The sequence below is a fragment of the Streptomyces sp. NPDC056479 genome, from assembly GCF_042795335.1.
Classification (GTDB): domain Bacteria; phylum Actinomycetota; class Actinomycetes; order Streptomycetales; family Streptomycetaceae; genus Streptomyces.
On sequence record NZ_JBHTRZ010000012.1, the window covers coordinates 84587 to 98084 of the forward strand.

The window sequence follows — 13498 nt, forward strand, 5'->3', positions numbered from 1 at the left end:
GAGGGGGGGGGGGGGGGGGGTGGGGGGGGGGGGGGGGGGGGGGGGGGGGGGGGGGGGGGGGGGGGGGGGGGGGGGGAAGAGAGGGGGGAACCCCCCCCCCCCCCGGCCGGATGGGGGGAAGACCGGCCGGGGCGCTCGTCCCCCGTGTCCTGGTGGTCCGTCGGCGGCTCGGCCTTACTTGCCGTAGGCCGCGAACGCCTTCGAGAAGGCGAACTTGTCCTGGAGGATCGAGCTGCACGTCGCGTCGGCCGCCGGCTTCTCGCCGCCCGCGCACTGCTTGTCGCGGGTCGCCGACCACATCGACAGCCAGCCGAGGCCCTTGGACTTGGCGAAGTTCACCAGCTGGGTGGCGTCGTCGACCTTGAAGATCTCGGTGGTGACGTCGTTGACGCCGATCATCGGGGTGACGGCGACCGTCTTCCAGGCGGCGCTGTCGGAGAGGCCGAGCACGCTCTTGACCTGGGCCTGGGTGGCGGTGGCCGCCTGTTCGGCGTAGGTGCCCATGTCGCCGCTGTACGCGGGGCCGTAGTCCATCGCCATGATGTTGACGGTGTCGATCTTCACGCCGTTCTGCTTGGCGTTGGAGAGCAGGTCGACGCCCGGCTGGGTCAGGCCCTCCGGCATGACGGGGAGGGTGAAGGAGACGTCCAGGTTCGGGTGCTGCTGCTGGAGCTTGGCTATCGCCTGGGCGCGGCGGGAGTTGGCCGCGGTGTCCGGGAGCGCGCCGCCCTCCACGTCGAAGTCGACCTTGGTCAGCTTGTACGCGTCGACGACCTTGCCGTAGGCCGCCGCGAGCGCGTCCGCCGAGGAGCAGGTCGTGGCCAGCTCGCTGCCGGCCGCGCCGCCGAAGGAGACACGGACGTCGCCGCCCTTGGCCCGCAGGTCACCGATCTGCGCGGCCACCGCGTCGCCGCCGAGGTCCGTGACGCCGCCCCACTTGGGGGTGCAGCCGCCGCCGTCGGTGATGAAGGCGAGGTTGTAGTTCTTCACGCCGGTCGCCTCGGCGCTCGCCGCCATGTCGAAGGCCGGGTAGAGGGAGGTGTCGATGTACGGGGCGAAGCCGGCGGACGCGTCCGTGCCGGTGCCGGGGGTCTCCGTGGGCTTGGCCGTGGGGGTCGTGGACTGGGTGGGGGTCGCGCTGGGCTTGGGCGTGGCCGTCGCGGTCGGGGTCGCGGTCGGCTTCGGTGACTGGGTCGGGCGGCCGCTGGGCTCCGGGGTCGCCGTGTCGTCCGTGGAGCACTTCGCGTCGTCGATCAGACAACCCGTCGGCGCGGCCGTGCCGTTGACCACGAAGCCGACCGTCACGGACTCGCCGGCCGCCAGGCCGTCGGTGTCCCACTTGGGCGGCGTCACGGTGATGTGCTGCCCGCTCGCGCTCGACTCGGCGTTCCACAGGGAGCTCAGCTTCGAGCCCGAGGGCAGGTCGAACTCCAGCGTCCAGTCCTTCTTCGCCTGAGCGCTGTTGTTCGTGACGACGTACTGCGCGGTGTAACCCGTCGACCAGTCACTGGTCTTCGTGTACGCCGCCCCGATCCCGGCCGCCTGGGCGGTGCCGGTGAACAGGATCGCGCCACCGCCGGCCACGGCCGCGGCGACCAGGCCGCCTATCGCCTTGTTCCTGCCACTGACCTTGCGCCGGTGGGTGCTGCTCATCACGTGCCTGCCTCACTGTCACGGTTCACGGGGGTGGGTGCGGCAGCACGCTAGCGATTCGGAATCGGGCAAAGCGCCTGATCCGGACGGGGGTTGACGGCCTTAGGGCACGCTTAAGGAAGGGATCGGGGCCGGTTAAAGGTCGAGACCAATTTGCCGGGACGGCGGCGTCGCACCGACCCTCGATGGCCCCTGCGCACCGGCTCTCTCCCGTCCAGCTGGATCCAGATCCGCACCTCGGTCCCGCCCAGCACCGATGATCCGATCCGCACATCCCCGCCGGTCGACTCCGCGAGCCTGCGGACGATGTCCAGCCCCAGCCCGGTCGACCCGGCGCTGCCCGAGCCCCGCCCGCGCGCCATCGCCGCCTCGGGGTCGGATATGCCGGGCCCCGCGTCCGAGACCAGCACGATCACCGCGTCCTCGCCGTTGTGCACGTCGACCGCGAACGCCGTGCCCTCGGTCGTATGCCGGAAGACATTGCCGAGCAGGGCGTCCAGCGCGGCCGCCAGATCGGCACGGGCCACGGGGATGCGCACCGGCCGGTCCACCCCGGCCACCCGCACCTTGCGGCCCTCGTCCTCGGCCAGCGCCGACCAGAACGCCATGCGCTCGCGCACCACCTCGGCCGCGTCGCACCCGGCGCCCGGACCGGCCGCCACCGTCTGCGGCTTGGCCTCCCGGGCGGTACGGATGATGGTGTCGACCTCGCGCTCCAGCTGGGCCACCGCGGCCCGGGTCTGGTCGGCGGCCGGGCCGTCCCCGAGCGAGGCCGCGTTCAGCCGCAGTACGGTCAGCGGCGTGCGCAGGCGATGGGACAGGTCGGCCGCCAGCTCGCGTTCGTTCGCGAGGAGTTGTACGACCTGGTCGGCCATCGAGTTGAACGCGACCGCGGCCAGCCGCAGTTCGGTCGGCCCGTCCTCCGGCACCCGGGCGCCCAGCTTGCCCTCCCCCAGCTCGTGCGCGCCCTCGACCAGGCGCTGCGCGGGCCTCACCATCCGTACGCCCAGGCGGTCCGCCACGGCGACCGACCCGACGATCAGCGCGAGACCGACCCCGGCGAGCACCGTCCAGGCCGTGGTGAGGCCGTTGGTGACCTCCGCCTCAGGGACGTACACCTCGACGACGGCGATCTCGCCCGAGCTCAGCGCGACCGGCTGAAGCAGCGTGGATCCGCCAGAGACCTCGGTGGTCGAGGCGCGCCCCAGCCTGCGTACGGTCGCGATGTCGTCGTCGGCGGCCCGCTGCCGGCCGAGGTCGACGGCGTCGGTGTCGCCGGACGCCGGTATGTGCACGGCCATGCCCGCGTCCGACCCGGCGGAGGCGACGACCCGCTCCAACTGGTCCCGGTCGGTGGTGATGGACAGCGCCGGGGCCACGGCGGCGGCCTCCCGCTCGGCGTTGGAGAACGCGCGGTCGCGGGCCATCTCACGGATGACCAGTCCGAGCGGCACGGCGAAGGCGACCACGACCATGGTGGTGACCGCCAGACAGACCTTGACCAGTGCCCATCTCATCGCGGCGGCTCCCCACCGGGTGGTTCCAGCTTCACGCCGACGCCTCGCAGGGTGTGGAGATAGCGCGGCCGCGCGGCGGTCTCCCCGAGCTTGCGCCTGAGCCACGACAGATGGACATCGATCGTCTGGTCGTCGCCGTACGACTGCTGCCACACCTCGGCGAGCAGTTCCTTGCGGGGTACGACCACTCCGGGCCGGGCGGCCAGGAAGGCGAGCAGGTCGAACTCGCGGCGGGTGAGGTCGAGTCGGGCGCCGTCCAGCTCGGCCTGGCGGCGCAGCGGATCGACGGTGAGACCGCCCACGCGCACCACGGTCTCCGGCGGAAGGTCGCCGGCGGCGGCACGGGAGCGCCGTAGCACGGCCGACATGCGGGCCGAGAGGTGCTCGACCGAGAAGGGCTTGGTGAGGTAGTCGTCCGCCCCGGCGTTCAGCAGCCGGACGATCTCCGTCTCGTCGTCCCGCGCGGTGGCGATGATGACCGGGACGTCGGTGATCCCACGCAGCATCTTCAGGGCCTCGGACCCGTCCAGATCGGGCAGTCCGAGGTCCAGGATGACCACGTCGAAACGGATATGGGCGACCTCGCGCAGCGCCTCCAGCGCCGTCCCGACACTGCGCACGGTGTGCGCCGCGTCGGTCAGGTGCCGGATGAGCGCCGAGCGCACGAACGGGTCGTCCTCGACCACGAGCACACTTGCCATGCGCCGCACCGTACGCCATGCGAGGGACGCTCATCCGGGCCTGTGGATAACTCAGTCCGTGTGCGGCCCGTGAGGCGGGTGAGGCAGTATGGCCCGCGATGCGCAGAGGACTCGTACACGTACTGGCTTGGTCGCTCGCCACGGGCGCGGCGGTCACGCTGTCGTGGTGGGGGGTCCACACGGTGATGGCGGGCACGGTGTACGACCGCCCGCGCGCCCTGCCCATCACGGCGGCCGACGCCACCACCCAGGAGTCGAAGCCGCTGGCGTCGTCGACCCAGTCGCCGAGGCGGCCGACCCCGTCGACGAGTCCCTCCCCGAAGCCGACCGGGAAGCCCCGCACGCCGTCCCCGTCGAAGCCGCCGGCGAACACGCCGAGCCCTTCCTCCACCACCTCCGGCCAGGTCAAGAGCTACGACACCGACGGCGGCCGGGTGGTCTTCGACATCGGCGACGCCTCCGCGACCCTCGTCTCGGCCACCCCGGGCGCCGGCTGGTCGATGCAGGTGTGGAAGACGGAGACGTGGATCCGGGTGGAGTTCGGCGCGGGCGCGGACCGGGTGTCGGTGTTCTGCACGTGGCACGACGGGCCGCCGCGGGTGGAGATCGGGAACTACTGAGTCACCGGAACACGGACGGGGGCGGGGCCGGGGAGGCCACCGCCGCGAGGTCGGTGACGGGGACGGCCCCGCCGGTGAAGTCGGTGAGCGCCTTGCCGTGCTCGACACGGGCGGGGTGCGGGTCGGAGGCGGCGCCACGGGTCAGTTCGGCGACCGGGAGCGGCCGGTCGGAGGCGACGAGGACGGCGTTGCCGAAGCGCTTGCCGCGCAGCACGGCCGGGTCGGCGACCAGGGCGAGTTCCGCGAACCGGTCGGCGGCGGTGGCGATCTGGCCGCGCAGATGCGCGAGCGGCGGCCCGTCGGCGAGGTTCGCGGCGTACACACCGCCGGGCGCCAGGGCCCTGCGTACGTCGTCGAGGAACTCCGTCGAGGTCAGATGGGCGGGGGTACGAGTCCCGCTGAAGACATCGGCGATGACGAGGTCCGCCCACCCGTCGGGCACCTTGGCCAGCCCGTCCCGGGCGTCCGTCGACCGCACCCGGATGCGGGCGCCGGGATCCAACGGCAGCTCCCGCCGCACCAGTTGGACGAGGGCGGCATCCCGCTCGACGACCTGCTGGGTGGAACGGGGCCGGGTGGCGGCGACATAGCGGGCGAGAGTGAGGGCGCCGCCGCCGAGGTGGACGGCCTGGATGGGTCTGCCGGGCGGGGCGACGAGGTCGATGACATGTCCCAGGCGCCGCTGGTACTCGAAGGAGAGGTACCCGGGGTCGTCCAGGTCGACGTGGGACTGAGGAGCACCGTCGATGAGGAGCGTCCAGGCGCGGGCACGATCCCGGTCGGGTATCAGCTCGGCGAGCCCGCCGTCGACGTGTTCGACGACGGCTTCGGCCACTGCCGACCGGCGCCGGGCGTTCCTGGACCTTCCCATTGGGTCATTGTCGCAAGCGGGCGGCCGGGCCGCCCGGGCAGCCGCGTCAGCAGCAGTTGTCGGCCGCCTCGATCAGCCGGGCCGCCTCCCCCAGCGCCGCCCGCAGCATCGCGGGATCGGTCGCCAGGTCCGCCTCGCCGGGCGGCAGGAGCCAGTCCGAACCCTCGACCGGGGGCTCGGGGTGCGGGTCCAGGCGCAGCCCCCGGCCGTCGGTCTCCGTACAGGTGCTGCCCGGCACGTCCCAGGCGGCCGCCGTGCCCGGCGGCACCACGAAGCCGAGGGTGTCGCAACCGTCGTCGTGCAGTACGGGCCCGACCGCGTCGCCGGTGCCCCGGCGCAGGATGTCGACGGCCTCCAGGCCCTGCCGCGCGGGGACGGTGACCACGTCGCACCCCGTCTCCGGGTCGCAGCCCGAGCCCGGCGGCGCGCTGCACTCCGCGGTCGGCGCGTGCCCCGCGGTGGTCGCAGCCGTACGAGGAACGATGCTCTGGCTGGTCTTCATCCCGACCTCCACCACGGAACCCCTTTGCAGTCCGAAGCGTTCAACGCGGCCCGACGTCAACGGCTACGGCGGAAGTCCGCCGCAAAGGATGGCAGTTCATGGCAGATCACGTATGAGATATCCGGTTTGTAGCTAAACCCTGCGTACCGGGTCCGCTACAGCAGGTACGTTCATGCCCGCCGGACGCAAGGGCACCACACGGATATTCGGTACGGATAGCCGGTTGAACTCGTCCTCGTTCCGGCATGGTTCGACGGTTCGCACGAGAGGACCCGGCCATGGCGTCGTCAGAGCTGACCTCGTCCCAGCCCACCAGGCCACCGCGGCCGAATCTCGCGTTCCGGCAGTTGCGCGGACAGCGCTCGCCGGCCGAGTTCGCCGCGGTGGTGCGACGGGCCGCTCGCGACATCGGCGAGCGGGTCAGCTGTGACGCGCGTTACGTCGGCCGGGTCGAGGCCGGCGAGATCCGCTGCCCCAACTACGCGTACGAACGGGTGTTCCTGCACATGTTCCCCGGCCGCACGCTCACCGACCTCGGCTTCGCGCCCCGCTCGTCCGTACGTGGACGCCGGGCGCGCGACGAAGAGGGCGCGCCCCTGGCACACACCACGAGCCCGGCGTGCGCCACAAGTGAGACGCGGGGGGCCCGTGAGCCGTATGACCCAGAGAACCCGGGGGACCCGTACGACCCGTATGACGCGTGCGGGACAGAGCAGAATTACGAGAACCACGAGGAGAGCGACGTGCTACGTCGCGCATTCATGACAGGCGGGGGCGCCACGGTGGCCGCCGCCTCGCTGAGCCCCCTGGGGCTCGCCTTCGACGCCGCGGCCGCGGAGCGTCCCGTCCGACGTGTCGGGGGGCGCGAGGCGGACGCGCTCGAGGAAGCCGTACGCCGTATCCGGCTGCTCGACGACCGGCACGGCGCCGACGGCCTCTACCGCCGCGCCGCCGCGCCGCTGCGGGCCGCCTACGCGCTGCTCGACGCCGGTACGACCCGGCACGCGGTCGGCGAGCGGCTGCACGCGGGCGCGGGTGAACTGGCCATCTCGGTGGGGTGGCTGGCGCACGACTCGGGGCGGTTCGACGACGCGCGCTCGCACTACGCGGAGGCGTTGGCGACCGCCAGAATGGCCGGCGACCCGGCCCTGGAGGCGCATGCCTTCTGCAATACGTCCTTCCTCGCGCGGGACGCGGGCCGGCCCCGCGAGGCGGTGCGTGCGGCGCAGGCCGCGCAACGCGCCGCCCGCCCCCTCGGCTCCGCTCGTCTGATGTCGCTGCTCGCGCTGCGTGAGGCCGGCGGCTGGGCGGGGCTCGCCGACCGGACCGGCTGCGAACAGGCTCTCGTCCGCGCGCAGGCCCTCTTCGGACGGGGCCGCTCCGAGGCCGACCCCGAGTGGATGAGCTTCTACGGCGAGGCCGAACTGGAGGTCCTGGAGGCGCAGTGCTGGTCGGTGCTGGGCAACTGGCGGCGTGCGGCGCGGCACGCCGGGCGGGCGGCCCAGCTCCAGGATCCGCACTTCACGCGCAACATCGCCCTCTACACGGCGGAACTGGCGGACGACCTGGCCCGCGGGGGGCGCCCCGACGAGGCGGCCTCGGCCGGGATGCGGGTGCTGGACCTGCTGGACCAGGTGCAGTCGTCCCGGGTGCAGACGATGCTGGCGGGCACGGCGCGGGTGCTGCTGCCGCACCGGCGGGCGAGCGGGGTGTCGGCGTTCCTGGAACGCCATGCTTCGGCGCCGCGGACCGCGTGAACGCTTTCGGCGCCGCTGAGGGCGTGAACGTTACGGCGTGAGCGACCGCCCCAACGGCTCGGTGCCCTGGTCGGCCAGGTGCCCCAGGTCGTTCCAGCTCTCGATCGCCGGCTCCCCGTAGGCCCACCCCAGCACCGACAGCGACGTCGGATTGAGCCGTATCCGCGCGGCGAAGTCCAGCGCCAGCCCCAGCCAGCGCGCGCCTATGGACCGCAGGATGTGCCCGTGCGCGAACACCAGCACGTCCCGGTCCGCCTCGCGCGCCCATGCCACCACCTCGTCGGCGCGGGCCGTCACCTCGGAGAGGGTCTCGCCCTCGGGCACTCCGTCGCGCCAGATGAGCCAGCCGGGGCGCACGGCCTGGATGTCCGCCGGGGTCATGCCCTCATAGGCGCCGTAGTGCCACTCCATGAGCGTGTCCCAGGTACGGGCGCGCTCGCCGAAGCCGGCCAGTTCGCACGTCTCGCGCGCGCGTGACAGCGGGCTGGTGCGGACCTCGACGCCCTCCAGCCCGTCGAACGGCGGCTGGTGCAGGCGCTCGCCGAGCAGCTTCGCGCCCCGGCGGCCCTCCTCCAGGAGGGGCACGTCGGTCCTGCCGGTGTGCTTGCCGGACAGCGACCACGCCGTCTGTCCGTGCCGGGCCAGCAGGATGCGCGGTGCCATGAAGGGGCCTTTCCGGGAGAAATGAGAGGCGGAACGTGTCCATCATCGCGCACGCTGTGCCGGGGCAACCCGGCGGTCGATCTCTGCGTCTAGAGGGCCGGGGCGCCCGAAGGGGGCTCGCGCATACACCGTAAAGTGGTACGGCCGGTCAACCGGGCGCTAACAAGAAGGGGGAGGCGATCGGATGCCGCACGCCGATATAGCTGGCGTGGAGGCGACGCCGCGGACCCGCCTGCGCTGGTGGACCGAGCTGCCGCTGATATTGCTCGTCTACGCCTGCTACTCGGCGGGCCGACTGCTCGCCCGGGGCGATGTCTCCCACGCCGTCGACCACGGTCTGGCGATCCTGGACATCGAGAAGGCCCTTTACCTCAACGCGGAGCACCCCCTCAACCGCCTGTTCACCCGCGAACCCTGGCTCGGCGTCCCGGCCGACTTCTGGTACGCGTCGCTGCACTACCTGATCACGCCCGTGCTCCTGGTCTGGATCTTCAGGTCCCGCACCGTGCACTACCGTGCGGCCCGCACCTGGCTGATGACGTCGACCTTCATAGGCCTGATCGGCTTCACCCTGCTGCCCACCTGCCCGCCCCGGCTGCTCGCCGACGGCCACGGCTTCGTCGACACGATGGCCCAGTACAGCTCGTACGGCTGGTGGGCCGGCGACGCGAGCGCGCCGAAGGGCCTGGGCGGCATGACCAACCAGTACGCCGCGATGCCGAGCCTGCACGTCGGCTGGGCGCTGTGGTGCGGCGTGATCCTGTGGCGGTACGGCGGGACGCGGCTGACGAAGGTGGCCGCGGTCGCCTACCCGCTGATCACCACGATCGTGGTCATGGGCACCGCCAACCACTACTTCCTCGACGCGGTCGCGGGCGCCGCCGTGATGGGCGTCGGGTTCCTGCTGGCGCCGTACGTCATGCGGGCCATGGACCGGCTGCGGACGCGGTTCGGGCCGGCCGCCGCACCCGTCGCGGCCACCGTCGGCGTGCCCGTCCCGGTGGGCTCCGGCGACACTCCTTCCTCGATTGTCAGTGCCGGATGCCAGACTTCCGCGGGTGAGCGAATTCCACGGCAGCGCCAGTCCCGGTTCGAATCCGGAGCCGAGCCGAGTGCCTCTCCCCAGGACGCGGGGGACGGCGCTCCGGCACCGGCTCGCTGAGCTGCGCGGTCCCGACGTACCCGCCAAGGCGCTGGACGCGCGCGCCCTGGCCGCCCTCGCCGCCAACCCCGGCTGCAAGCGGCGCGCGATCCTGGACGGCGCCGGGGTGAACAAGGCGGCGCTGGCGAGCGCGCTGGGCTCGCCGTCGGTCTTCGGACAGTCACAGTTCGCCTTCACGCGCGGGAACGCCTTCGAGGCCAAGGTCAAGGCCGACGGCGGCGCGGAGCTGCTGCGGCTGGTGCGCGAGAAACTGGACCGCGCCGCCGAACCGCCCGCCCACGCGCGCCTGCCCGAGCTCGCCGCGATCGGCCCCGAGGGCCGCACGGCCCGTACGGCACTGGCGCTGCGCGAGGCCACCGAAGCACGCGGCGAGTGGACGCTGCTGGACCATCCGATGCTCGCGCTGGACGTCGCAGGATCGCCCGCCTTCCTGGAGCCGGACGCCGTGGTCGTGCACCCGGACGGCAGCTGGACGGTCGTGGAGATCAAGTCCTTCCCGATGCTGGACGGTTCGGCCGACCCGGCGAAGGTCGGCGCCGCCGCGCGGCAGGCGGCGGTGTACGTGCTGGCGCTGGAGGAGGTCGCCGCCCGGCTGGAGTCCGCCCCGCGCGTGCGCCACCGGGTTCTCCTCGTCTGCCCCAAGGACTTCTCCAACCTCCCCACCGCCTCGGCCGTCGATGTGCGCAAGCAGCGTGCGGTGACCGCGCGTCAGCTGGCCCGCCTCACCCGCATCGAGGACATCGCCGACACGCTCCCCGCCGGCACCTGCTTCGCCCCCGAGCTGCCCTCGGCCGACCTGACGGCCGCCGTCGAGTCGGTCCCGGCGACGTACGCGCCCGAGTGCCTGTCCGCCTGCGAGCTGGCCTTCCACTGCCGTGCCCGCTCCCGCGCATCCGACGCGGTGACGTCGCTGGGCCGCTCGGTGCGGGCCGAGCTGGGCGGCCTGACCACGGTCGAGGACGTGCTGTCGGCGGCCCGCGGCGAGTCCGGCGATCCGGACGACCCGGCGGTGGCGGCCCTGCGCAGGGCGGCACGGCTCCGCGCTGAGGCCCTCGGCCAGGAGGCGGTGGCCGGGTGTCGCTGATCTCCACCCTGGCCCGCCTCGAAGCCGTCAGCACCGGCCGCGCCCAGCCCGCCGCGACCGTGCGCCACCGGCACCTGTCCGACCGGCCGCTCGTCTTCGTGCCCCTCACCACCGCCGGCGAGGCCGGCGCCCCGCTGGGCGCGCTGGTCGGCACCGACCGCGACGCCCCGCATCTGCTGGTCGTACCGCAGCCGCGCGACCGGGACCTCAGGTTCACGTTCCTGTCCGAGCTGGCGGACGTCGTCCTGCCGTACATCGACGCCCACGCCGAGGCCGTGGAGGCCGCCGAGCGCAACGAGACCGATCCGGAGACCGGCAAACGGGTCAAGGTCGAGGTCGAACTGTGCGCGGACGCCCCGCAGTTGATCGTGCCCAGCCGCGCGGGCGTCGATTTCGTACGGCTGCTCGGCCGCTCCATGCGCTTTCGGCGTACGGCGGAGCAGGACCCGGAGACCCCCTACCCCGCGCCGCCGCGCGTGCCGTTGCTCGGCCGCTGGCTGACGCACTTCGGGGAGCGGGCCCGCGTGCCCGGCTCCTCGCTGCTGCTGGCCATGACGGATGTACTGGCCCGGCACTGGGCGACCGGCCAGTCCACGCTGGAGGACCAGCACCTGGGCGCCCTGCTCGCCTGGATCGCGCCGCCGGAGGGCGAGACGGGTGCCGAGGCGGCCCTGCGGGCGGAGCTGGCGCGGGACCGGGACGGCCAGCTGCTGTGCCCGCCGGCCGGTCCGGCCACCGACCCGGCGTTCGACAACAAGCTGCTCGCGCCCGCCATCGAGCGCTACGACCGCGCCCGCACCGCTCTCGCCGCCGCCGAGGACGGTCTGGAGGCCGACGACCGGCTCGGCGAGCTCACCGCCGCCGAGCGGGAGATCCGGGCCCTCGTCGAGAGCCGGACCCGGCCCACCTGGGACGCGGTGTGGGGCGGCCTCGACCGATTGCGGGAGCTGCCGGAGGCCGCGCGGGTCGAGGAACGGTGGACCCGCGACCGCTGGTCGTTCACCGGCCACCGCGACCGTGTCGTCGCCGGCGAACCCCCGCAACCGCGCCGCGACGACGCGGTCACCGCCGCCAACAAGCTCGCCGCGCGCGAGCGCGAACAGGCCCGTCTCGAGGCCCAGGAGGCGCTCGACGATCCGCTGGTGATGGCGGGGCGACGGCTGGCCGGCGAGGCGTTCGCGGGCGAGGTCACCGATGTGGTGATGGCGTACAGCGAGGGCAAGCGGCCGAGTCCGCGCCCCCTGGTCACCGTCCGCACGGCCGACCGGCCGTATCTGGGCGAGCGGGCCAAGGTGTACCGGTCGCTGGGCGGCAAGCCCCAGTCGGCGGAGTTCGTCGGCCACGACGGCGCCCTCGACGAGGACGCGGGCGTGCTGCTGGTGCTGCGGGTGCTCGACAAGATGGGCCGCGGCAAGGAGCCCGAGGAAGGCTCGGTGCCGGAGAAGGGCGACCTGGTCTGCTTCACGCTGTTCGAGCACGAGCAGCGGGGCGGGGCGAAGCTGCCCGACCCGGAGCAGACGCCATGGACGCACGGCGGGCCGCCCGGGGAGCAGATCTCCGAGGCCGCCGATCGGCAGACCGAGGAGGACGTGCTGTGACCGCCGTGTTCGACCCCGGTGCCGCGGCCGGTGAGGCCACCGACGCGATCCTCGCCGACACCCTGCACGGCACCGCGCGCGGCGTCGTCGTGGACTCCCCGCCCGGCGCCGGCAAGTCCACGCTGGTCGTCCGTGCCGCGCTCGAACTCGCGGAGGCCGGGCGCCCCTTGATGATCGTCGCGCAGACCAACGCGCAGGTCGACGACCTGGTGCTCAGGCTCGCCGAGAAGAACCCCGAGCTGCCGGTGGGGCGCCTGCACAGCAGCGACGCCGACCCGTACGACAAAGCGCTGGACGACCTGCCGAACGTACGCAAGTCGGCGAAGGCGGCCGACCTCGCGGGCCTGTCGGTCGTCCTGTCCACGGCGGCGAAGTGGGGCCATGTGAAGGTCGACGAGCCGTGGCGGCACGCGATCGTCGACGAGGCGTACCAGATGCGCTCGGACTCGCTGCTCGCCGTGGCGGGGCTGTTCGAGCGGGCGCTGTTCGTGGGTGACCCGGGTCAGCTGGATCCGTTCGCGATCGTGGGCAGCGAGCAGTGGGCGGGGCTGTCGTACGACCCCTCGGCCTCCGCCGTCACCACCCTTCTGGCCCACAATCCGGACCTGCCTCAGCACCGCCTGCCGGTCTCCTGGCGTCTGCCCGCCTCCGCCGCGCCGCTCGTCTCCGCCGCCTTCTACCCCTACACGCCGTTCCGCAGCGGCACCGGCCACGACGACCGCCGGCTCGGCTTCGCGGTCCCGTCGGACGGCTCGGGCCCGGACCGGGTGATCGACGAGGCGGCGGAGTCCGGCTGGGGGCTGCTGGAGCTGCCCGCCCGGCACACCCCGCGCACGGATCCCGAGGCGGTACGGGCGGTGGCGGCGGTCGTACGGCGTCTTCTGGACCGGGGCGGCGCGGCGACGTCGGAGCGCTCACCCGATCCCGCGCCCCTGACCGCCGACCGGATCGCGGTCGGCACGGCCCACCGGGACCAGGCGGCGGCGGTCAGGGCGGCACTGGCCGAGCTGGGGGTGGCCGACGTCACCGTGGACACGGCCAACCGTCTCCAGGGCCGCGAGTACGACGTGACCGTGGTCCTGCACCCCCTCTCCGGCCGCCCTGACGCCACCGCCTTCCACCTGGAGACCGGCCGCCTGTGCGTCCTGGCCTCCCGCCACCGGCACGCGTGCATCGTGGTGTGCCGGGCAGGGGTGAGCGACCTGCTGGACGACTATCCGTCGACGGAGCCGGTCCAATTGGGGACGCTGGTGAAGTTTCCTGATGGTTGGGAAGCGAATCACGCGGTGTTGGCACGGCTCGCGGAACATCGGGTGGCCTGGCGACCGTGACCGGACACAGCCCACACACCCACCACGCCCACCACAACG

12 protein-coding genes are annotated in these 13498 nt (G+C 73.2%); 6 read left to right on the forward strand and 6 right to left on the reverse strand.

Annotated elements, in window-relative coordinates; genetic code table 11:
• Positions 1-174: 174 nt before the first annotated feature.
• The 3 genes from ACFQ6S_RS38105 to ACFQ6S_RS38115 form a co-directional block, all read right to left on the reverse strand.
• Positions 175-1653 (reverse strand): cellulose binding domain-containing protein, encoded by a 1479-nt coding sequence (locus ACFQ6S_RS38105; RefSeq protein WP_383419874.1) that lies wholly within the window; start codon positions 1651-1653, stop codon positions 175-177.
• Positions 1654-1766: 113 nt separating this feature from the next.
• The gene (locus ACFQ6S_RS38110) at positions 1767-3170 is read right to left on the reverse strand and encodes a sensor histidine kinase (protein ID WP_383419876.1); all 1404 of its coding nucleotides are present in this window, start codon (positions 3168-3170) and stop codon (positions 1767-1769) included.
• Positions 3167-3871, reverse strand: coding sequence for a response regulator transcription factor (locus tag ACFQ6S_RS38115; RefSeq protein WP_383419878.1), 705 nt, complete (start codon positions 3869-3871; stop codon positions 3167-3169). Before ACFQ6S_RS38115 ends, ACFQ6S_RS38110 begins: the two co-directional genes overlap by 4 nt.
• 98 nt (positions 3872-3969) lie before the next feature.
• On the opposite strand from ACFQ6S_RS38115, the gene ACFQ6S_RS38120 reads away from it, so the two are divergent.
• Entirely contained in the window at positions 3970-4491 is a 522-nt protein-coding gene (locus ACFQ6S_RS38120; RefSeq protein WP_383419880.1) for a hypothetical protein, read from the forward strand.
• Between the two features lies 1 nt (position 4492).
• On the opposite strand, the gene ACFQ6S_RS38125 is transcribed toward ACFQ6S_RS38120, so the two are convergent.
• Together ACFQ6S_RS38125 and ACFQ6S_RS38130 are read right to left on the reverse strand one after the other, a co-directional pair.
• Entirely contained in the window at positions 4493-5362 is an 870-nt protein-coding gene (locus ACFQ6S_RS38125) for a spermidine synthase (protein WP_383419882.1), read from the reverse strand.
• 46 nt (positions 5363-5408) lie between these two features.
• On the reverse strand, positions 5409-5864 hold the full coding sequence (locus ACFQ6S_RS38130) for a hypothetical protein (RefSeq protein ID WP_383419884.1): 456 nt from the start codon (positions 5862-5864) through the stop codon (positions 5409-5411).
• A gap of 278 nt (positions 5865-6142) precedes the next feature.
• On the opposite strand from ACFQ6S_RS38130, the gene ACFQ6S_RS38135 reads away from it, so the two are divergent.
• Positions 6143-7621, forward strand: coding sequence for a hypothetical protein (locus ACFQ6S_RS38135; RefSeq protein ID WP_383419886.1), 1479 nt, complete (start codon positions 6143-6145; stop codon positions 7619-7621).
• Positions 7622-7651: 30 nt separating this feature from the next.
• On the opposite strand, the gene ACFQ6S_RS38140 is transcribed toward ACFQ6S_RS38135, so the two are convergent.
• Complete coding sequence (locus ACFQ6S_RS38140) at positions 7652-8284, reverse strand: histidine phosphatase family protein (protein WP_383419888.1); 633 nt, start codon at positions 8282-8284, stop codon at positions 7652-7654.
• 184 nt (positions 8285-8468) lie between these two features.
• On the opposite strand from ACFQ6S_RS38140, the gene ACFQ6S_RS38145 reads away from it, so the two are divergent.
• Genes ACFQ6S_RS38145 through ACFQ6S_RS38160 form a run of 4 tightly spaced genes read left to right on the forward strand, consistent with a single transcriptional unit; the run spans position 8469 to position 13459 of the window.
• A complete protein-coding gene (locus ACFQ6S_RS38145) occupies positions 8469-9446 on the forward strand; it encodes a phosphatase PAP2 family protein (protein WP_383419890.1) in 978 nt (325 codons plus the stop codon).
• Complete coding sequence (locus ACFQ6S_RS38150; RefSeq protein WP_383419892.1) at positions 9397-10530, forward strand: hypothetical protein; 1134 nt, start codon at positions 9397-9399, stop codon at positions 10528-10530. The genes ACFQ6S_RS38145 and ACFQ6S_RS38150 overlap by 50 nt, the downstream gene beginning before the upstream one ends.
• On the forward strand, positions 10521-12128 hold the full coding sequence (locus tag ACFQ6S_RS38155) for a hypothetical protein (RefSeq protein WP_383419893.1): 1608 nt from the start codon (positions 10521-10523) through the stop codon (positions 12126-12128). Before ACFQ6S_RS38150 ends, ACFQ6S_RS38155 begins: the two co-directional genes overlap by 10 nt.
• Positions 12125-13459 carry an AAA domain-containing protein gene (locus ACFQ6S_RS38160; RefSeq protein WP_383419894.1) on the forward strand — a complete coding sequence of 445 codons (1335 nt, stop codon included), beginning with the start codon at positions 12125-12127 and terminating at the stop codon, positions 13457-13459. The genes ACFQ6S_RS38155 and ACFQ6S_RS38160 overlap by 4 nt, the downstream gene beginning before the upstream one ends.
• Positions 13460-13498 lie beyond the last annotated feature (39 nt).